This window comes from Halalkalicoccus sp. CGA53, from assembly GCF_036429475.1.
Taxonomy (GTDB): domain Archaea; phylum Halobacteriota; class Halobacteria; order Halobacteriales; family Halalkalicoccaceae; genus Natronorarus; species Natronorarus salvus.
Genome location: NZ_CP144125.1, coordinates 590,446 through 610,730, shown reverse-complemented (window position 1 = coordinate 610,730; position 20,285 = coordinate 590,446). Strand labels below are relative to the sequence as shown.

The following is a 20,285-nucleotide window of genomic DNA, read 5'->3' as shown; positions in this document are numbered from 1 at the left end:
CGTGTCTCCTATCGCTTGTGCCGCGTCATCCGCTGTTCCTGCCACGCGAGCTGCGTCTCCGAGAGTTCCGGGATCTCGTCGGTCTCCGCCACCCGGACGTTACAGAGCGTCGACTTCGTCTCCTGCATCTGCGTCTCCCGGTCGTAGGCGGGGGCGGTTCCGGCGTTGATCGACTCGCCGATCACCAGCGGCGCCAGCCCGTCGAGTTCGCCCTCGTAGTTGCCCGTTAGCTTCTCCCCCTCGAGGATTCCGCTCCAGTGGTACGGCGCGAACGCGTGGTCGCGCGGGACGCGCCCGGTCGGCCGCGCCTGGACGACCATCTCCGCGTGCGGCGTCGTGACGACGATCCAGTCGCCCTCGTCGACGCCGAGCTCCTCGCCGACCTCCGGGTGGATCTCGAGGTACATCATCGGCGAGCGCGAGGCGGTCCCGAGCGTGCTCCGGGTCTTCGCGCCCGCGCCGGTGTGTTCGACCTGTCGACCCGAGGTGAGCACCATCGGGTCGACGTCGCCCATCTCGACGAGCTCCTCGACCGCGTCGATGTTCGCCTCCTGGACGCCCAAGTTGTCGAGTTCGACCCGCCAGTGGTCCTCGACGCGTTCGTTACACGGGAACGTCTCCGCGAGGTCCGGCCTGGGGGTGACCGCCGGCTCGCGGTGGACCGGTATCTGGTCCTCCAGGTTCCAGGCCTTCATCCGGGCACGACCGCGGCCCCACACCGCGTCGGGCTGGGGGTTGTCGAACTCCTCGTACTGCTCGACGTCGACGTCGTAGCCCTCCTCGGCGAGCGCCTGCGCGGTGTCGTAGACGGATCGCTCCTCGTCCTCGGCGTACTCCATCGGGATCGTCGCCGCGGCCGGGGTCTCGGGGTCCGGCAGTACCGTCGAGAACAGCGGGTACTGCGGGACGCCCTCGACCTCGCCGTCCCACCACTCCGGCTCGAAGGGATTTCTGAGCTGGTCCTCCGGAGCGACGTCCGGGTCCTCCTCGCTCCACCAGTTCGCCCGGAAGTCCATCCCGCCCTCCGACGGGTGAAGCGAGGCGTCGTAGAGGATCGGCGTCCCGGGGTGTTCGTCGTGCCAGCACGGCCACGGCAGGCCGTAGAAGTCGCCGTCCCTGACCCCGTTCACCTCCTCCTCCCCGTCGAGGTCTGCCCGGAGGTCCTCGGGGTCGAACAGCTCCGAGTTCTCCATGTGCGCCTTCAGCCGCTCGGGTGTCTGGCCGATGTAGCCGATCGAGCGCACCCCGAGGTTGATCTCCCGGGTAACGTCCTCGACCTCGTCGTAGTCGAAGTGCTCGCCGAAGCCGAGGTACTCGGCGAAATCGCACATCAGTTTCCAGTCCTCGCGGGCGTTGTGCTTCGGCTCGACCGCCTTGTACCGCCACTGGACGCTCCGGCCGGTGTTGGTGACGCTGCCCGCCTCCTCCAGGTTCGTCGCCGCCGGCAGCATGTAGACGTCCGTGTCCGCCTCCGCCAGCTCCGCGACCTGGTTCGGGAAGACGTCGACGTTGACGATGAAGTCGAGCTCGTTGACCGCCCGTCGGACCTTCTTGTACTCGCTGAGCGAGCCGAGGCCGTGGCCCCAGAAGACCGCCGCCCGGAGGCTGTCGCCGGCGTTGTACAGCTCCCACTCGTCGTCTAGGACGCCCTCGAACCACCGCGCGACCGTGAAGCCGTTCTTCTCCATCAGCTCCGTCGAGTGGAACCGATCGACCAGCTCGTCGTAGTTGATCTCGCCGGAGGTGCTCTGGGTCTCCGACCAGACGTTCGCCCAGTGCTCCCAGGCGGTCGGCCCGAGCCCGTAGTAGCCGGGCGTCTGGCTCGCGTCGACGCCGAGGTCCGTCGCGCCCTGGACGTTGTCGTGGCCGCGGAAGATCGGCGTGCCGCCGCCGGACTGTGCGGCGTGGCCGAGCGTCAGGTTCAACATCGCGTACGCGCGGACGTTTCCGGTCGCGTTGTTGTGCTGGGTGCCGCCCATCGCCCACTCGACGCAGCTCACCTCGGCGTCGGCCAGGCGCTCTGCGAGCTCCTCTAAGTCCTCGACGGACGTGCCGGTGATGTCCGAGACCGTCTCCAGGTCGTAGTCGGGCAGGACCTCGTCCCTGAACTCCTCCCAGGTGGGGACCATCACGCGGCTCTCGATGAACTCCTCGTCGTGCGCTTCGAGGTTGAAGACGATGTGGTAGATCAGTCCGTAGATGAAGGCGACGTCGGTGCCCGAGCGGAACTGGTAGTAGTCGTCGGCGGCGGCTGCGGTCTTCGTGTACCGGGGCTCGGCGACGATGTGTTCGCCGCCGCGTCGCTGGGCTTCCTGGAAGTGCTGCCACGCCACCGGGTGGCTCTCGAGCGGGTTGTGCCCGATGATCAGGTTCACGTCGACGTTCCGCATGTCGTTGGCGTTGTTCGTCATCGCGCCGACGCCCCAGGTGTTCGCGATCCCCGTCACCGTCGTCGAGTGACAGATCCGTGCCTGGTGGTCGATGTTGTTCGTGCCGTAGAGCGCCGACAGCTTCCGGATCAGGTACGCCGCCTCGTTCGAGTGACACGCCGACCCACACCAGAACGTCGAGTGTGGCCCCGTCTCCTCGCGGATCTCGTTCAGACGGCCCGTGATCTCCTCTAAGATCTCGTCCCAGTCCATCCGGACCCACTCGCCGTCTTCGAGCTTTAACGGCTCTTTCAGCCGCTGAGGGGAGTTCTCGGTCTGGGTGAGCGCGGAGCCCTTCGAGCAGAGCCCGCCCATGTTGACCGGGTTGTCGTCCCAGGTCTCCTGGCCGACGATCGTGTCCTCCTCGACGCGCATCTTCAGCCCACAGCCGACCGAGCAGTGCGTGCAGACGGTCTTCACCAGCTCCTCGCCCGCCCCCGGGTCGACCGGGCCGTCATCGTCGTCCTGTGCCTCCGCGCGCTTGAGGAGCGTCCGGCCCCCGACGGCCGTCGCGAGCGCCCCCGCGGCACCGACCTTGAGGAACCCACGTCGGTCGAGGTCGATGATTGACCCTGACATATATTGGCAAGCGTGGTATCTCCTTAAAAAAGTTCCGTTAGACTATAATTCGTTCTGTTGTACAGTGTTCAACCACCCGGTACTATTTACCCCGAATACGCGTGGCCCGCCCTCGCGTACCGTGACGTTTACCCCCCTCGGTCCGTCAGGAGGTGTAGGATGCCCACCAGGGACCGGCTGTTACGGGTCGACCTCTCCACGGGGCGCGTGAGAAGCGAAGCCATCCCTCCCGAGTGGCTCGATCGGTTCGTCGGGGGGAAGGGACTCGGCGCTCGCACCCTCTACGACGAGATCGACGCGGGAACCGATCCGCTGGCCCCGTCGAACGCTCTCCTCTTCGTGCTCGGCCCGCTGACCGGCTACACCCCCGGCGAGCAGCGCTACGCGGCGATCACGAAGTCGCCGCTCACCGGCGCGTTCCTCGACTCCTACGGCGGCGGCTCGTTCCCCGGTCGGCTGGCGGGGTCGCTCCCGAGCCACCTGGACGTGCTTGTCACGGGCGCGGCCGACGAACCGGTCGCACTCCACGCGAGCGACGACGGGGTGACGATCGAACCCGCCGACGATCTTCGGGGGCTCGACGCCGCGGAGACGTGTGAGCGGTTTCCGGTGAGCGCGGTGGCCTGTATCGGGCCCGCGGGGGAGAACGGCGTGGCCTACGCGACGATCGCCTCCGACGGCGGCGACCACCACGCGGGCCGCGGCGGCGCGGGCGCGGTGATGGGTTCGAAGAACCTGAAGGCAGTCGTCGCTCGCGGCCCCGAGCCGGAGGGGCTGGTCGACCTGCGCGAGCGTACCGAGGAGACGTTCGCCGGGAGCGACGCCGGGCGGTGGCTGGCCGCGAGCGACACGCTGGAGACGGTCGACTTCGCCAACGAGGTGGGAGCACTCCCGACCCGCGGCTGGCAGGAGGGTCGCTTCGAGGGAACCTCGGGGATCGGCATCGAGCGGGTCCGCGAGGCGGCCGTCGGCCGGGAACGGCCCGAGGACGCCGTCCCGGGCGGGTTCCGGGTCGACACCGACGAGGGCGAGAGCGTTCCCCGGGGGGCGACGCCGATCGTCCTCGGTGCAGGCCTCGGTATCGACGACTTCGACGCGGTCGCGACGCTCGGCGCGGTCTGCGATCGGCTCGCCCTGGACGTGATCACCGCGGGCAACGCGGTCGCGTGGGCCGCCCGCGCGAGCGAGCGGGGGCTGATCGATCGCGAGATCGGATTCGGCGACGAGACGGCCGCCCGGACGCTGATCGAGGAGATCGCCGACCGGTCGACGCCGCTCGGCGACGCACTCGCCGACGGCGTCAAGAGCGCCGCCGAGCGCTTCGGCGGCGAGGGGCTGATCCCGACGGTGAAGGGGATGGAGCTCTCCTCGTACGACCCCCGACGCACCGAGACGATGGCGCTGGCGTATGCCACGAGCGACCGGGGCGGCTGTCACCGCCGCGCCCGGCCGGTCGAGGTCGAGGCGGTCTCGGGCGAGACTCGTAGCCCCGAAGAGCGCGTCGGGGCAGTGATCGCCGAACAGAACCGCCGGGCGTTGCTCTGGAGCCTGATCGCCGACGACTTCCTCGAGGAGACGTTCCGCGGCGAGCGCTGTGTCGAGTGGCTCTCGGCCGTCGGGCACGACCACGACGCCGAGGAGCTCGCCCTCGTCGGGGAACGGATCTGGACGCTCGTCCGTCTGTTCAACGTCCGCGAGGGCTTTTCGAGGCACGACGACGAACTCCCGGCGGCGCTGACCGAGCCGCTCGACGGCGAGGCGGATGCGGGAAGCGTCGTCGATCGGGCGTCGTTCGGGCGGCTGCTCGACGCGTACTACTCCCTCCGCGGCTGGGACCGGGAGGGTCGGCCGACGGACGACCTCCTCCTGCGGCTCGATCTGGACCACCTCACCGACGGGGAGGGTGCGAGGGGGACGAACGAGGATGATCGATCATCGGGGGTGACGGAGGATGGCTGACAGCATCGACCTCGACGAGATGGACGTCGAGGAGCCCGACGAGGAGTCGGAGGCGAACCACGGCGACTGGCTCTGGCGCGGCGAGGGCGACCCGGAGGACGAACCGGAACCCGTCTGGTCGTCCTCGGAGAGGGAGCCGGCCGACGAGGGACCGGAGGAACCGATAGACGGCCCGGGCGGTGGAACGGACGAGGCCGGCGAGACCTCGGACGACGGGGCTGAGACGCAGGAGGACGAGGGTCCGGAGGACACCTCCGAGACGAGCGGGAGTGGGCCCGAGAGTTCCGAACGGCCACCGGGAATTCCGCGTATCCCGACCGGTCCGGTGGGGCTGCCCGCGGAGCAGGGCGGCGCTGGGGCGGGGAGTTCTTCTGGGGGCGATTCGGCGGCCGAACCGTCCGAATCCACCTCATCGAGCGCTGACGACACCGGGGCGGCGAGCGAGATGACGCTCGCGATCACCTACGAGGCGCTCAACCGGCTTTCCGACCCCCGGTTCGTGATCGCCGACGCCCGCGGCTGGGCGGACTGGATCGGTGTCGTCGGGAAAGTCTCCACACCGGCGATCAAGGGGTTCCAGCGAAGGGAGGGCCTCGAGATCGACTTCTTCGGCGGCTCGGAGGACGGTCCCGAGAGACGGCTCGCCGATGTGACGCCCGAGACGATGTTCTACGCCGAGCGGATGGTGCTCGTGGGGGCGGTGAGCGACGAGCCGATCGCCGAGGCCGCGGGCTGGGAGTTCGTCCCCCTCGCGGAGGCTGCGGAGAAGGCCGGCTGGACGATCGAACACGAGGAGTGATTCCAGCAGCGACTGTGTCATTGAAACGAGGGGAGGGATGAGCGGAAGTCTTTATAATGTTCTGTTTGCACGAATCGGTAACCGATTCCAATTTGGGTGATGAATAGAGAGCATCTATTTAGCAAGGTCACTTCGTTTGTTTCGGTCGGATTGCGTTGAATCAGCCGATCATTGTGGGTGCGTACTGTTCGATGTTCCCCAGTAGATGACACTCAGATTACGCTGTCACCATAACTGCTTATGGAGCGAGGAGATGTCTCTCCTCTATGACCGATTCGAGTAGCGACGAGTTCGACCCAACTGCACCAGACCAACGGGAGATCGGCCGCGAAATGGTTGACGACAGTACGGGACTCGGTTCGGTGATGGCCCACGCCTATCGCGGAGAGATAGACCGAGTGGGGACGTGGCGCCAGCGCCTCGACGAGACGACGACGTGGGCGGTGACGCTGATGGCAGCAATCTTGACGTGGGCGTTTTCGAGTACCGATAACCCACACTACATCTTACTGATCGGGATCGTTGTCGTCACCATCTTTCTGGGCATCGAAGCACGGCGGTACCGGGACTACGATGTCTTTCGCTCTCGTGCTCGAGTCATCCAAGAGAACCTGTTCGCAAACGCCCTCGATCCGTCCCAAGGCACTGAAAGTCATGACTGGCGAGCGGAACTGAGCAAGGACTATCGCAGGCCGACGCTGAAAGTCTCGTTATACGAAGCACTCGTAAACCGGCTCCGGCGTGTGTACCTTGCTCTGCTTAGTGTTCTATTGGTCGCGTGGGTCTTCAGGATTACAGCGTTCGCGCCGCGCCAAGACTGGCTGACAACCGCTGGAATCGCCCGTATCCCCGGGATTGCTGTGGTTAGCGTTGTGGGTGTGTTCTACGTCGTACTGCTGGGCGTCAGCTTCTGGCCCCGCGAGCGCCATGCCAAGGGTGAATTCCGTGAAGGGGACCCGGACGACTGGAAAGGGACAGACCGATAGATCCGTTCTCTGTATTGAACGATCACTACCTTCGCAAATTGGGCTGAGCCTCGTGCCACATTCGTGCTTTCTATACAGCACCACCGGACGATACTCCCATCTCAATAGCACGAAGACGATTGTTGGTGTCTCACCACAACCAACCTGCTACTGAGTGGGCCGACCGGTACCGAGGGACACTGACCACCCGGCACACTCACCAGGATGTGCTCACAGATCGGAAATTCGAACTCTTACTGGAAGCATGCTCAGAACTTTCCGAACCAGACGACTTCGAGGCTCGATTCATTTGTCTCGCCGCAGGTTGACTCGGATTGTGGGCAGGCGAGATCGCACATTTTCAGACTGCGTGGGTGAATTGGAACCGGCGAACGATTCGAACACCCCAGCACGAACCGTGTCGGTGTGGATACTGCTGTCGGCAAGCTCGCCAAGGGGCCGCACACAATGACGACCTGTTCGTCACTGATACCGTCGCATCCCGGTGGCACCCGAAGACGGTAGCCTCGGCTCGACTTATTCTGTTCGACCTCTCGCTTCGGCTTGAGTTGTGTTTCGAACGTTTTGCTGCCCGGTACGACGAATTCCCACGCTCACGGACAACGATCGATAGACGTGTGCAAGCGGCAGCCGACGAAGCTGACATCGCTGGTCGCGTCTGCCCACATTGTCTGCGAGCGACCGCCGCCAGCTATCACGCGTACAAAGGCGTCGCACCCCTACCGCTACAGGCGCTACTGGGATGGAGCGATCTGGCGACTGCTCAGAAGTACATCCGTATCTCGGGCACGGCAACCGCTGATGCGCTGCGTCGAGTCCACCACCGGTAGGCGCTCCTCGAATCAAATTTCTTTTTGGAACTGCGTGCCCGATACAGAGTGTGAATGTTGCAGGCTGGTATTCTCTTGGTATTAGACTGTCACAAACAGTCTGATGTGTACAGGGGGCGTATGCCTCACGCCAAACATACCGATACATACGATAGACCTATCGGGGGCAGCATGGAGAAACTGCCCGAGATTATCACTTCAGTCGTGACAACCCCACCAAGCTTCTGCTAAACCAGTGCGAGATGTAGAGGGTTCAAACATCGCGACTTCTAATACGTATTGGAAAAATGTTTCATACCGGGTGACGAAACAGCGCGTCATTCCACAACTCTGATTTAGCCATGTAGGGAAACAAATTTCTTGTCTAGAGCGAGGTCATTAATCAGGTGGAGAATGAAGCTCCCCGACATCTCCCACCCATGGATCGACATGTCCAGGGAGCAGGGTGACTTGGCCGAGCGTGGCCAGTTTTCGTGCGGAGTCCGTTTGTTGCCCTTTATCAAAGTTAAACAGATCCCCTCCCCGCACGGGCTCGGGATCCACGGCCTTCCCACTCATTATATCAAACGTTAATAGCGCGTCGCCAGCGAAGAGGATTCGAGAGTTCTCCAACCAGAACGAACAGTGCTCCTTCCTATGTCCGGGTGTTTGGATCACCTCAGGCCGACCGGGGACGTCCAATACCTGACCGTCCGTGAACGTGTGGGCCTCAGTAATCGGTTCCACGTCGAGCATGCCATCCTGCATCAGAGCGCGGATAAATCGCGCATAAGCGGGTCGCCACATGAAGAAGTAGAATCCGATAGGTGGCTTGCCTAAGCCTTCCAACGCTGCTTCGTACCCATCTTCGGGGACCCAAACGGGGATTCCCTCCTTGCGAAGTGGTTCAGCCAGTCCTATATGATCCGGATCTACGTGCGTTAGAATTAACGCCTCAATGTCGGCTATTTCGGCCCCAATTCGTTCGAGCCCGGCCTGCAGCAGTTCCATGTGAGCAGGTACTCCCGCATCGACCAATGTCAGTCCGCCATCGTCCTCGATAAGGTACATATTGGTCATGGTTGAACAGAGCTGGTAGACACCATCGGCCACTTCCGTGGCCACGTGCTCTTCCCTGAGTCGGGATTCTATGTTCCAGGGGATTCTCATCGTTCTTTCACCTCATCATCCGAAATAGTTCGATGAATTTCCGTTTCCTCGTCTGTGTCTGGTGGTGTTACTTCTGCCATGAGATGTATCACCCTTAGTACCGTTGTGACACACTCACATAGTGTCATCTGGTGACGAATCTGCACGGGCTGAACAGGGAGTAACTGCTGAACGGCGCACTGTGTATGCAGCACTCATTCGATGAGTCCCCAGACTAATGTCAGAAACGACGTGACCGATACAGAGGGAGAATTCAGCAGGAGGACGAGCTAGGTACCCACTCAGTCTTGGAGAACGGCTGCCCGGTCTCAACAACCCGATACAGATGCCGTAGATATGTCTGAACGATGTGATACCATCGCTGAATACGCAAAGAAACTCTACGAAGTAGCAGAATACGACAGCTACAGAAGTAACGGTTCGAAATGCGTATCCGAACCAGTGTAAAGCATTTACAGATATCCAGCGTAGAGACATACCACTGACTGTTGTTCGCCGGCTTCACTCAGAATTTCGCGGTTCTCGGTCGTCGCCGAGCCACGTGTCTTTGATATCCTCGAGCGATTCGCCGATCTTACGTCCCTTGTAGCCGAGGAGGTCTGGCGAGCCGTGCTCGGACATCATGATCGGCCAAAACGACTCGTCGGCGATCAGATCTTGCCCGTCCACACTCGCGTAGACAGTTCCTGCGGAAACGTGTTCGAAGTTCTCGACGTATAGCTCGTAGGAGCGCTCGGCGTCCTTGGGAACGGGGTCGCCCATGTGGAAGAAGTCCGGATCGGCATCGGGCGGATCGCCGGGGAGTGCGTCCACTCGCTTGAGGAACGCGCAAGCCTGATATTCGGCGGCTGCGGCAGCTTCCTCTGAGTCTTCCGAGGCGAGTTCGATCTCGACGCTGAAGCCGCACGTCGTGATCGTCTGCTCGTTCACCCCCCAGTGATCGACGACGTGCGGCACGGGCAGCCCCGCGGCCAGTTCAAACTCGCGCTCCTGGGCGCTGTGTATGAGTGCGAACGGCGTCGGTTTGGCCTCGGTACCGTGCAGCGAGAGCGTGGTACGACCTTCGACGAACTCACAGAGGTGGGCCGCGATCCGCTCCTCTCGATCCCCGTTCGGGTCGCCGGGGAATACGCGGTTGAGATCCGAATCGAGGTAGCGCTCGCCGGCTTCGATCGCAGCCGGATTGGCGAGCACGAACGCGACACCCCGTTGGAGATCGAGGTCGGCCTCCCACAGGCGGCGTACCGCTCGAACGCCGCTTTTTTCGCTGCCGTGGACACCGCCGACAACCACGACCTCGGGCTCTCCTGGACCGCGAATAGTCACGTCGAGTGGACCGAAGTCATCCGTCATACTACAACCGTAACATATGGGTGGAAACGGGTAAAGACATCCCGGCAGATCGGTCCGGGAGGTCGTGATGGAGCTCTCCGGTAATCTCTATGCACCGGCCAATGCCTGCTTGACAAAGTCGACAAATCCCGACGAGTTTACCTCGTTGGTACAATCGATCGACCGATTCTGGTTTAAGCACATATGTCTCCCCTGGCGTTCACGAAAGCGTCACTGTCACCCCCACTGAACTCTGTCTCCACTCGTGACCAATACGAACCGATTCGACTGTCTCGGTTTGTTTAGAATTTGGTACAAGATACGCGTTGTGTATCTTGCACGTTGCACGTGATTTATCCAGCAGCTGGCAGAACGGGCGTGCAAGACTTAGAGGCTCTATTCAGCATGTGGGGCTCACTTCTTTCAATCCATTTGCACTGAAAATCCGACCGATAGAACTGCGTAGCCCCCGTGATCTTCTACCCGTTTGCCCTTTAACATCACGCACCGCTTTCCCGATCAAACGGAGAATCAACACGTCTCGATTAACCACCACCGCGGATACTTCTAGCATCAATCGTTACACGCGAACAACGTACAGTGAACTCTCGACGCTCGGTCGAGTGTTGTTTTGATTATTCGAGTGAAATACAATACGTGTTTACTTCTCCAGCGCTATACCACAATGTGGAGTACGAGATAGGTACGGACGAAACAGTGAGCACGGCCGTAGTGCGGGCGGTGGGCGCAGTTGAAGGCCGTAAACCACAGTCCCTCCAACCGCTGACGAACGTCATCAATACGGAAGCGTTGGATGTCTTGTTCGCCTGCCGGTGTGATGGGACGCCACGTATTGGAGGCCGACTCTCGTTCGTCTATAGCACGTGTCGAATCACCATCGACAACGGAGAATATCTCACACTTCAGTTACTCGAAACCCGTCTCTGTGACACGAGCGGAAGTGAAGAAGAGAGTAGTTCTGTCAGGTGACGATCCCGGGGGATTACGGACCCGGATCACGAGCGAGTAATAGCCCCTGAGCCATGAGACGACGGGCGATCACGACGAGGCCGTTCCCGAATCCCTCCCCGAAGACCGCCTGTTCCTTCTTGGTGTCGGGTATGATCGAACTCACTAGGATCGTCGATCGATCGATCAGGAGGAGTCGACCGATCGCCGTATCGTCCATTGTAGCGTTCTCACCGTGCAACCACTCGAGCCCCGAGATGAATGTCGTGGCGTCGGGCACAGCCATTTGAATCTCGTCTTGGAGCGAATCGCTCAACGCACCGACGAGCAGGTCCGCTCCATTACTGACTTCGTTGAGGGCGTCCACGAGGTCCGGTGTCATGAGTAAGTCATCGCCGATGACGAGTACGATCTCGTCCGTGGCCTTCCCGATCAGGTCGTTCGTCCGATTTTCGATCGCATCCCGTCCGGACATCGCCCAGACCTGCTGGACTGGTTCCTCGTCGTCCGTATCGACGATCTCGACCGTGTCCAGGGCATCGTGAAGCCGTTCGACCCGGGCCTCGTACTGGTCGCGGAGCGTCTCGGTCGCTTCCTCGAGCGGAACGGCGCGAAACTGCTGGGGACTCGAATGTTGAATCTCAACCAGCCCTTGTGCCTCCAGCACCCGGATCGCGTCGTAGATCCGCGTTCGCGGAACATCGGTCATCTCGCTGAGCTGCTTTGCCGTCCCGTTGTGCAGGCGTGACAACCCTACGAAGCATCGCGCCTCGTACTCCTTCAAGCCGAGTTGCTGAAGGACCTCGATCGCTTCCTCCAAATTCGCGTTCGTATCCATCTGTCCCAACCTCCTGGATAGCCCAGGAATTAACTCGAGATAGCGCACCGTGGCGGATAGGTATTGGGACTCCTCCCATACCCCGAAGTAAGGATAGGTATGCCACGATCGATGAGTGGCGAAAGTCGATAACGAATCGCTGAACGGCTACTACCACCCGTGATAATTCCAGTGACAACATTTGAATAGGACTATCAAGTGTAGTCAAACCGGTTGTAGGGACGATATCCAGGGTCACTCGATTAATCAAAATACCGATATACGCGGCGGAGGTCAATCACTCTACCAGCACGCGACTCGGTGCTGTGTTCTACCCCATTCGTGTTCGGATAACACTGCCAGTAATATTCGTAGGTAACACGTTAGTCCGGACCGATCAGCTTAGAGGGAGAAACTGACCATTTGAACAACTTGGGTCGGAGTCCGAAACCCGACAATTCGGGACTCATGACCTTTACTGAACACGACTGGACCTACATCACTACTAATCAAGACACGAGCCGTTATGTCGTTTGCGCGTATGAGGACAGTCAGGATCATGGCTGTAGGAAATGCGTCGTTCGTCATACAGGGGATCGAATCCGAAGACGATGTGAACGCTATCAAGGAAACGTTAGAGGAGGTAGATGGGATATTGGGAACGGAAATCGACCAGGAAAGCGGTGAAGCGAACATCAATTACGATGTTGATTTACTCGCCGAAGAGCGGATTATGATCAGTATCCGAGAATTGGGGTATGAAACCTCCAATACCGAATAGTTGAGAGATTAACTAATAAATTGAATCGCTTTCGTAGCTTATAGATCTCTATCTAGAACGCGATGAGAGAAACCACTCAGACTTATCCGGCATCTCGTTGACTACTCATCTATGGGGGTAGGTCGCCGTCCCATACAGATCATTCGTAATGAGGGTGCACGCAGTTTGAGAGTTAAGGGGAGGCGACGCGTTTCGAAGCGGCTGGTCGATGCATACTGGGTCGTTCGTCGGTCCCAGACGGTCACAGTTGATGGCGTCAACGCCACGTTTCCGACCCGCACTGCCGACGAAGCGAGCACCGTTCACCGATCTCTCCGGCTTGAGTCACCGATGCTTGAGGATGTTCTCTCAGAGTTCGAGTCCGATGATGTGTTCTGGGATGTCGGCGCGCACATTGGGCTCTACAGTTGTTTCGCCGTCAACGTCCTGCCCGAGGACCAGGTCGTCGCCTTCGAACCGTTGCCGGATAATCTAACGCGGCTTCGAACCAATCTCGCGTACAATGACGCCAACCCTTTCGTGCTGGACTGTGCGCTATCGAACGACTCCGGCACCGCGCAGTTCGACAACCAGTGGTTCTCGCGTACGGAATGGGATGGGAAAGCGTCGCTCGCAACCGATCCCGGAGAGAGTGCGATAACTGTCCCAACTCGAACCGGGAACGAACTGATCGCAAACGACGACATCCCGCCACCAACGGTCGTCAAGATAGACGTCGAGGGTGCTGAAGGACTCGTCATCGAGGGAATGGAAGAGGCGCTTGTGGACGATCGCTGCCGGCTCGTCTACTGTGAGGTCCACCGATCGAGCGAGCGTCGCCGCTCCGTCGAGGATTATGGCGGTGTGCCGTCCGATATAGAGGGTACGCTGGAGCGACTCAGGTTCGAGTCGCGCCGACTGATCGATCGCGACAGGGAGTTCATGATCAAGGCACGGAAAAGGTAGCGATCCGTCTTTGTTTCGGCGGGCATCGACCGCTCTGGATACGAAGTGCGAGTGTTTTGCACCGTCCGTCAGTGAAGGTCTTCTGAGAGGCTAAACAGTGCGGCAATGTCGTTGTAGAAAACACGCTTACCTCACCGATCCATTTGTGTCCGGTTAAGACCCTGTGTGGCAAATTGCCGAGTCTCGTGCTCTGACCGGGTGGATAAAACGGCCGAAATCGGCCTTTCACCTGGTGAGTTTGGCGCAAGGCCTGACCGACGAATATTACTGGTAGTGTTAACTGAACACGAATGGTCCCAACCACATTACTGTTTGCGTGCTGACCCGCCACCTCGCGTGATGGGTTCGAGCGGGGCCGACACCCACCAGATAGATGAGTAACGATACTTCCGAAGACCCACAGTCCGTTGCGATCGAGCAGCTCGAGCACTTTGGGCTGAGTACCTATGTCGCCCGGACATACGTGGCACTTGCAAGCCTTGGATCGGGAACAGCGAGGGATGTGAGCCAAGTGTCCGAGGTGCCCCGTACCAGGGCGTACGACGCCATCGACGAATTGCACGACCGTGGGCCGATGGACGTTCTCCGATCGTCGCCCAAGCAATTCAGGTCTGAAGCGACACTAGATGGCCCTTTCCGAAGCCGAAGCCGTACCTGCTTGGGGTAAATTCGTGGCCAGTAACCCTTTCTGTGCGCGACGGAGCCGCTCTGAAAGGGATTGATGTGAGATATCGAGATGTTCCGATAGCTCCATCAGAGTAGTCCGTCGGGGAATCTCGAAATAGCCGTATTCGACCGCTACCTTGAGTGCTTCGTACTGTTCATCCGTGAGGCCGGCCTCAGTTTGATCGTCTCCTGAAATGTTCCTGATCGCGGTAATATCTATCTCTATACCGTTTCTCTTTACCTGATTTACTGTCTCCTCGACGTTATCGTGATCGGTATAGCGCAATCGAACCGACCAGATCCCATCCGAAAGCGTGGCTGTGAGGACCGTTCCCCCTGTCTCGACGATCCACGACAAGATCTGAAAGTCCTCCTCACACTGGATCGAGTAGATCCACTCTTTGTCGTGATTCGAGATCAGATCGTATCTTTCGATAGACCTCGTCGAACTGAGAGCCCTCTCTACGTCTTCTCTCGACGGTCCTCGGATTCGAAGCGGGATTCCCGTCGTCATTACTACCTGTTCGAGTTCCAGTTCGAGAGATGGTTCACACTCGACGGCTTCCGCGAACAGTGTCTCCGTTGCTGGGATTTGGAGTTCTACTATCGTGACCATGGTCTAGGAGTTACGGCTCCGGTCGCGGCACTTCCCTGGGAGCGAGTCCACAACGGCTTCGAGTCGCTCGTCGGACAGATACTGAACGGTTCCGCGTTCGGGATCGTATTCGACGACGCCGTGATCGGCTAGCTTGGGTAGGTGGGTATGGTACACCTGGATGGCGAGTTCCTCTCGATTCGGGGGCCGGTCCTTACTGACACCTTGTTCCCCCCGGTCCAATCGGTCGACCAGGGTATCGATCGTCGTCAGTCCGTTGCCATTGTGCCGGAGCTGATGAATGAGATTCCGTCGGCGTCGATCGGCTACCAGTTCGAGACACACGTCGAGATCGGTGGCTGACATGGTACCTCATAAGGCCTCTGCCTACATCACCGTACGACATTTTCACACGGACTGGGCTTTTCATTAAGTGAGTGACACCACTTGATAGCTATGACGACCTCGCTGAGAGGATTTGTCAAGAGGCCCTATCAGGATCTATGCAAACCCATTCAGGAATTCTTCGAATGTCCAACCCCGACGATAATTACGAAGATGGAGTTACTATGTATCGTTAATTTGACTGCGTGATACGCGCCCTCTATGCAGGACGTATGCTATTTGTTGCCGACATTCTGACGGGACTACCTTGTTCCTGACCCCTCGTCAGGGTTGGATGGACCATCACCAAACGTCGAATGATGAATGGGCTGACCGGCATCGTCAGGCGTTGACCACCCGTCACTCCCACGAGGATGTTCTGAACGACCGCGAGTTCGACCTCCTACTGGAGGCCTGTTGGGACCTACCGGCCCCGAGGGACTTTGAGGCGCGGTTCATCTGTCTGCTCAGTGATCGCCTCGGTCTTCGGGCCGGCGAAATCGCGCACTTCCGGATCGCTTGGTGGATTGGAATCGTAAGCTCATCCGCATCCCAAGGCATGAGCCCTGTGAGTGTGGATACTGCTAGCGACAGGCCCGGCAAGAAGCTGCCCATAACGACGTGCTCACTGAAGCCGACGCCATCGCCTCCCGTTAGCACCCCAAGACCGTCGCCTCAGCTCGATCAATTCCCTTCGACCTATCGCTGCGGATTGAGCTCTGTGTCGAGCGGTTTGCGAATCGCAACGATGGCTTCCCACGGTTGCGGTCAACGATCAACCGACGCGTCCAGGAAGTCGCCGACAGTCGACCCACTGGTCGTATCTATCCGCACTGCCTGCGTGCTACCGCGGCCAGCCACCACGCGTACAAAGGCGTCGCCCCCGTCCTACTCCAAGCACTGATGGGGTGGAGCGACCTTGCAACAGCCCAGAAGTACATCCGGATTTCCGGGACTGCAACCGCTGATGCCCTCCGACGAGCTCATCACCGATAGCCCAATAATCGGTGTGCTGGCAAATCACTCAGTACTGTATCGAGAGATTGACTCCAGCATACGATTGCGCTCTAATCTGACCAGCTCAACCAAGGCAACCAGTAAGTAAATTCAGTTCGCTCTTCTAGCGGAGATTGTTGATCCGGATCGTCGGCTCAAACGGAGAACCACAATCAGTTGAGTGACCAGCTCTTTAGCCAGTTCTCGATTCAGTGATCTGCGAGCAAAATCGCAAGAGGGCGATCCATCAATAATGTGCTACAGAAGATCGAATTCAGTTATACACCGTTGTTTTCAACCGAAATATACCCATCAGAGAACACGCTGACCTCGTAATCGTTGTAGTTGAAAACGACCTTTCCAAGTGTCTTGCCGTCGGTGAAGAGGCTCTCCAGAGCGCTGAGATCTATGACTTCATACAGAGGGGGAGTGAGTTCAAGCGGATCGGTTCCTTCTGCTTCGGCAATCGACCCAATTACTGCCTGAGTGATATAACTTTCATCAGCTACTTCGGCCGTAATAGTGCTCATATCTCCTATAGCCTACCGACCTTCTTAAACATGTCGAATATTAAACAATAACCAGCGGTACTTAAACCGGTCTGGAAATCAACCAACATCATCCTCCTCAGCGAATTCTTGGCCAAAGTGATTGTACGGTTGGGCTCGTTCCTGTTTCATTATCTCTACACGTTCTATATGAACACCCCGCGCATCCAGTTCTGTAAGGCTCTCCTCTATGTCTTCTTGGCTGTGCCCAACCAGTTCTAACGACAGATTCGCTACGTTTGATAACAATTCCCGCACGCTTACGACACCGGATATGTCCATAATTTCATTCGCTAGTTCTTCTCTCTCTGGAATAGGGACTGTCGCAGTTACAAGCAGATGATGACTGAGTCCAGCTTTCGTGTAGTCAACGATTGTGTGATACCCCTTGATAACGCCCTGCTCTTGTAGCCTCTCAATCCGATTGGTGACCGTGCTGGAGGAGACACCGACCTGTTCACCGATATCGGCGACTGTTCGCTTCCGGGCGTCCTGCTGCAGCAGGTAGATGATTCCTTTGTCTACATTGTCGATCTCATCGGGAGCCATATGTACCGTTAACGGCCGAGCCAAAAGATGCTTTCCCGCGTAATCAACAGACGCTGACTGCGTCTAAATATAGCGTGTTGAATTGGAAACAGGTTCATATGTGACATGATAAAAATAACAATGCTTAGTTCACAGGTGCATTCCCCGTTTCTTCGTCCCAAACACACCTGAGGTAATCCTAACGTTACATCGTGTACAGAACGTCGCCTGAATCGACCGCGGATCATATACTCTGTTTTCCACCATCCTGGATCGATTACTACAGAAGACATAATGACGGAATCGATACTGTAACGCGGGTTAGCAGAGAAGCTTGGTGGTTGGGCCGATTCCAACCACACCGTTAACCCGCTTGCTCTTTTAGGGTAATGGATGGCAGACAACAAACGAGGCCGTGACAAGCAAGCCGATAACGAGCACCAACGTCAGCGAGAACGCGAGCTCAAGGAGGCGCGCGAACGAGGCGATGAAGCTGAACCGATACACGACGATCCAGACAGAGAGCTCGGGACGCTCGATAGGATACTTGATGCCCATGACTATCCGACGACATCGGATGAATTGATCAGCGCATATGGCGACCGGGAGGTCGAAACACAGGAGGGGTGGACATCTCTCGACGAGGTACTCGCTACAAGCGACGCCGAGACCTTCGATACCGCCGATGACGCCCGAAACGAGATTCTAGAACTGATACATCGGAAGTGATGACCACTCACACAAAACTCGCTAAGCCAATATATCAGAGCATCTTCATCCTACAACAGATCTCCACTTTGATCACCCTCTTCACCTGTTTGAATGTCTACCATATCCATTTCCGACTTGCCTGTGTCCGGAATCCATGGCAACGATCGCTGAGTTCGAGATCTCTCTCGAGGATTTCGCGATGAGTCAGACGCTCACGGAGCGAGACGGGATCGAACTCGATATCGAGCGTGTCGTTGCTCAGGCTGAAGGGTCGGTGATGCCGTACGTCTGGGTCGAATGTGACGATTTCGAGGCGTTCGATCGGGCACTCGAGACGGATCCGAGTGTCGAAGCGTTCGAGCGGATAAGCGAGACGGAGGAGTGGCTTCTCTATCGGATGAACTGGACCGAGAACATTCACTTCTTGATGACAATACTAGTCGAATACGAGGGGACGGTCCTCTCGGCGGATGCAACGTCCGATAGATGGAGCGTACGAGTACTCTTTCCAACCCGAACGTCCGTTTCGGAGACCTTCAAGTATGCGAACGACAAGGGTATGTCACTCACGGTAGCCGCGATCTACGAGATGAGCGACAAGCGATCAGGCCGGTTCGGTCTGACCGAGGAGCAAACGGAGGCACTCACACTCGCGACCGAACGCGGCTTCTACAGAGTCCCACGAGAGGCTACCCTCATGGATCTATCCGAGAAGATGGAGATCTCGCATCAGTCGCTCTCGGAGCGACTTCGACGAGGACAGCACACGCTCAATTCGAACACGCTCCTCGTGAGGTCCGAACAGGACGATTCCGCAGAACTACTGACGCAAGTGAGATAGCGGGCTTTTGAGCGATAGACACGATCCATCCATTCATAGGGATCATCGTAGCCACCCAGAGATCTCGGTGGCCGATCAACTGACCCCGTCTCTCGGTCCCGAATTGGGAAATCTATGAACTTCTACGATGATCCCTATTAGTGGCCGCGAATATGTAGCAGTCTTCAGTCTTCCTGAGAGGCTTTTCGAACGAGGATTCGACGTGAGCCCTCGATCTGCACCTGATACCCGTTCGTAGAGAACGTAATACGAAGGTCATCGTTTTCATCTACGGTGAGTGCATCGACTGCATCTAGATCGATCGACCACCCAATCGGATCGATTTCTGTCGGCTTTCTGCCGTCGATTTCAGTAATCGCGCCCACCAACTCGGTACTCATCGGGACGTCCGTTCGGCGGGCGTACTCGATTAGCTGTGCCTCGCTGTCTGTGGGATCAGAATCAATCACCATAGCAGGTAGGCTAGTGTTCCTCCACCGTGGTTTGCTGGGCTTCGATCTCTTTGAGAGGAAGTGACGCGTAGAGGTCTATGAGGAGATGGCTTTGATCGGTGTCTGAAAGGTAGCTTCCCCGTTTTTCATTCAGAAACGACCGAACTTCATCTCTGTAGGCTCCGTCGTAGATAACGGTTTTCGAGTTCGTGATTCTCCCTTCTGTACCGTCGATATCAACGAATCGAATCTTCCAGTCGGAGCTCCCAAGACCAGTTGATTCCGGCTCTGTACCGTTGGACGAGATTTTACTTTCTCTCGGGTGTGAGTCGATGGTTTGATTGTTCACTTATTCGTTACGGCCCCAGGACTCTTAAATACTTGTAATAATTTAGTGGCAATTTAATAGAATGGAGGTTCATATCTGGATGTCTACCACGAATTATTTTACATGCCGCGAATGGTTCGTCTCCAGTGATGAGTTCACTACCTCGGAGCCCAAGTCATCGAGCGCTTTACAGTGCTCTCTACGAAGGATCTGAAACGAACTCGTCCTCCCCTCGTTCGTCCCGGACGCGCTGTGGGAGGTACGCGACCGGAACAACTCCGTGGGGCTCGCGCCAATCTTCGTCGACTAGCCCGATGAGTACCTCGACCTGGCGATCGAGCTCGACGCGATCACGGTCCACCCGGAGTATGAACTCTGTTTAAAAGGGGATATTGTCGACCGCGCCGCGGAGCACGACCTAAAGGTGGAGGCCTGGTGGGTCTCGACGCTCGCGCACAAGAACACTCTCCCGACGCTCACCTCACCGCAAATCTACGAGTGGATATGTTGATACCTATTAGCAGCATGGGGGTCTACCATGCTGATGGCGAACAGACCGTTCTTGGAACAGCGGGTCGCGGAGGAATCGCGATTGCTTTATTTTGCGTGGCTTGTTCTCGCGACCATTGGCCGATTCTCGAGTCGCCGATCCGGAATGGCAACGCGAACCCTTTTTCGGTGA

At 58.3% G+C, this 20,285-nt stretch carries 20 protein-coding genes and 2 pseudogenes; 11 read left to right on the top strand and 11 right to left on the bottom strand.

Translation table 11 applies throughout. The annotated features are described in order from the left end of the window. Window positions 1-8: 8 nt before the first annotated feature. Entirely contained in the window at window positions 9-3,008 is a 3,000-nt protein-coding gene (locus V2L32_RS04330; protein WP_331235246.1) for a molybdopterin-dependent oxidoreductase, read from the bottom strand. Between the two features lie 159 nt (window positions 3,009-3,167). On the opposite strand from V2L32_RS04330, the gene V2L32_RS04325 reads away from it, so the two are divergent. The 4 genes from V2L32_RS04325 (at window position 3,168) to V2L32_RS04310 (ending at window position 7,582) form a co-directional block, all read left to right on the top strand. After that, entirely contained in the window at window positions 3,168-4,967 is a 1,800-nt protein-coding gene (locus V2L32_RS04325; protein WP_331235245.1) for an aldehyde ferredoxin oxidoreductase family protein, read from the top strand. After that, window positions 4,960-5,766 carry a DUF7124 domain-containing protein gene (locus V2L32_RS04320; protein ID WP_331235244.1) on the top strand — a complete coding sequence of 269 codons (807 nt, stop codon included), beginning with the start codon at window positions 4,960-4,962 and terminating at the stop codon, window positions 5,764-5,766. Before V2L32_RS04325 ends, V2L32_RS04320 begins: the two co-directional genes overlap by 8 nt. A gap of 266 nt (window positions 5,767-6,032) precedes the next feature. Continuing rightward, entirely contained in the window at window positions 6,033-6,752 is a 720-nt protein-coding gene (locus tag V2L32_RS04315; RefSeq protein WP_331235243.1) for a DUF2270 domain-containing protein, read from the top strand. 353 nt (window positions 6,753-7,105) lie between these two features. Further along, window positions 7,106-7,582 (top strand): tyrosine-type recombinase/integrase, encoded by a 477-nt coding sequence (locus V2L32_RS04310; protein ID WP_331236582.1) that lies wholly within the window; start codon window positions 7,106-7,108, stop codon window positions 7,580-7,582. 378 nt (window positions 7,583-7,960) lie between these two features. Here the strand turns inward: V2L32_RS04310 and V2L32_RS04305 are convergent, their stop codons facing one another. The 3 genes and pseudogenes from V2L32_RS04305 to V2L32_RS04295 all read right to left on the bottom strand — a co-directional run. Further along, the gene (locus V2L32_RS04305; protein ID WP_331235242.1) at window positions 7,961-8,731 is read right to left on the bottom strand and encodes an MBL fold metallo-hydrolase; all 771 of its coding nucleotides are present in this window, start codon (window positions 8,729-8,731) and stop codon (window positions 7,961-7,963) included. A gap of 501 nt (window positions 8,732-9,232) precedes the next feature. Continuing rightward, window positions 9,233-9,661: a hypothetical protein gene (locus V2L32_RS04300; RefSeq protein WP_331236658.1), complete on the bottom strand. Its 429-nt coding sequence runs from the start codon at window positions 9,659-9,661 to the stop codon at window positions 9,233-9,235. 72 nt (window positions 9,662-9,733) lie between these two features. After that, window positions 9,734-10,084: pseudogene (locus tag V2L32_RS04295) on the bottom strand (succinylglutamate desuccinylase); the annotation flags it as partial. 579 nt (window positions 10,085-10,663) lie between these two features. On the opposite strand from V2L32_RS04295, the gene V2L32_RS04290 reads away from it, so the two are divergent. Further along, complete coding sequence (locus V2L32_RS04290) at window positions 10,664-11,053, top strand: HalOD1 output domain-containing protein (protein ID WP_331235241.1); 390 nt, start codon at window positions 10,664-10,666, stop codon at window positions 11,051-11,053. Between the two features lie 13 nt (window positions 11,054-11,066). On the opposite strand, the gene V2L32_RS04285 is transcribed toward V2L32_RS04290, so the two are convergent. Beyond that, window positions 11,067-11,870 carry a TrmB family transcriptional regulator gene (locus tag V2L32_RS04285; RefSeq protein WP_331235240.1) on the bottom strand — a complete coding sequence of 268 codons (804 nt, stop codon included), beginning with the start codon at window positions 11,868-11,870 and terminating at the stop codon, window positions 11,067-11,069. A gap of 520 nt (window positions 11,871-12,390) precedes the next feature. Between V2L32_RS04285 and V2L32_RS04280 the strand changes: the two genes are divergently transcribed. The 3 genes and pseudogenes from V2L32_RS04280 to V2L32_RS21100 form a co-directional block, all read left to right on the top strand. Next, window positions 12,391-12,630 carry a heavy-metal-associated domain-containing protein gene (locus tag V2L32_RS04280; protein WP_331235239.1) on the top strand — a complete coding sequence of 80 codons (240 nt, stop codon included), beginning with the start codon at window positions 12,391-12,393 and terminating at the stop codon, window positions 12,628-12,630. A gap of 330 nt (window positions 12,631-12,960) precedes the next feature. Continuing rightward, a complete protein-coding gene (locus V2L32_RS04275; RefSeq protein ID WP_331235238.1) occupies window positions 12,961-13,575 on the top strand; it encodes an FkbM family methyltransferase in 615 nt (204 codons plus the stop codon). 373 nt (window positions 13,576-13,948) lie between these two features. Beyond that, window positions 13,949-14,182 (top strand): annotated as a pseudogene (locus tag V2L32_RS21100) (helix-turn-helix domain-containing protein); the annotation flags it as partial. Between the two features lie 15 nt (window positions 14,183-14,197). On the opposite strand, the gene V2L32_RS04270 reads toward V2L32_RS21100, so the two are convergent. After that, a complete protein-coding gene (locus tag V2L32_RS04270; RefSeq protein WP_331235237.1) occupies window positions 14,198-14,857 on the bottom strand; it encodes a helix-turn-helix domain-containing protein in 660 nt (219 codons plus the stop codon). A gap of 3 nt (window positions 14,858-14,860) precedes the next feature. Continuing rightward, the gene (locus V2L32_RS04265) at window positions 14,861-15,202 is read right to left on the bottom strand and encodes a DUF7344 domain-containing protein (protein ID WP_331235236.1); all 342 of its coding nucleotides are present in this window, start codon (window positions 15,200-15,202) and stop codon (window positions 14,861-14,863) included. Window positions 15,203-15,982: 780 nt separating this feature from the next. Here V2L32_RS04265 and V2L32_RS04260 point away from each other — a divergent pair. After that, a complete protein-coding gene (locus tag V2L32_RS04260; RefSeq protein ID WP_331235235.1) occupies window positions 15,983-16,216 on the top strand; it encodes a site-specific integrase in 234 nt (77 codons plus the stop codon). A gap of 278 nt (window positions 16,217-16,494) precedes the next feature. Here V2L32_RS04260 and V2L32_RS04255 read toward each other — a convergent pair whose 3' ends face one another. Continuing rightward, window positions 16,495-16,746, bottom strand: a complete 252-nt coding sequence (locus V2L32_RS04255) for a HalOD1 output domain-containing protein (protein WP_331235234.1) — start codon at window positions 16,744-16,746, stop codon at window positions 16,495-16,497. A 78-nt stretch (window positions 16,747-16,824) separates the two neighbouring features. Next, window positions 16,825-17,313, bottom strand: coding sequence for an Lrp/AsnC family transcriptional regulator (locus V2L32_RS04250; RefSeq protein ID WP_331235233.1), 489 nt, complete (start codon window positions 17,311-17,313; stop codon window positions 16,825-16,827). Window positions 17,314-17,685: 372 nt separating this feature from the next. Between V2L32_RS04250 and V2L32_RS04245 the strand changes: the two genes are divergently transcribed. Together V2L32_RS04245 and V2L32_RS04240 are read left to right on the top strand one after the other, a co-directional pair. After that, window positions 17,686-18,021 carry a DUF5789 family protein gene (locus V2L32_RS04245; RefSeq protein ID WP_331235232.1) on the top strand — a complete coding sequence of 112 codons (336 nt, stop codon included), beginning with the start codon at window positions 17,686-17,688 and terminating at the stop codon, window positions 18,019-18,021. Window positions 18,022-18,157: 136 nt separating this feature from the next. Further along, window positions 18,158-18,844 carry a bacterio-opsin activator domain-containing protein gene (locus tag V2L32_RS04240; protein WP_331235231.1) on the top strand — a complete coding sequence of 229 codons (687 nt, stop codon included), beginning with the start codon at window positions 18,158-18,160 and terminating at the stop codon, window positions 18,842-18,844. Between the two features lie 164 nt (window positions 18,845-19,008). Here the strand turns inward: V2L32_RS04240 and V2L32_RS04235 are convergent, their stop codons facing one another. Both V2L32_RS04235 and V2L32_RS04230 read right to left on the bottom strand, forming a co-directional pair. Beyond that, window positions 19,009-19,224 carry a HalOD1 output domain-containing protein gene (locus tag V2L32_RS04235; RefSeq protein ID WP_331235230.1) on the bottom strand — a complete coding sequence of 72 codons (216 nt, stop codon included), beginning with the start codon at window positions 19,222-19,224 and terminating at the stop codon, window positions 19,009-19,011. Window positions 19,225-19,306: 82 nt separating this feature from the next. Next, a complete protein-coding gene (locus tag V2L32_RS04230) occupies window positions 19,307-19,624 on the bottom strand; it encodes a hypothetical protein (RefSeq protein WP_331235229.1) in 318 nt (105 codons plus the stop codon). Window positions 19,625-20,285: the final 661 nt, after the last annotated feature.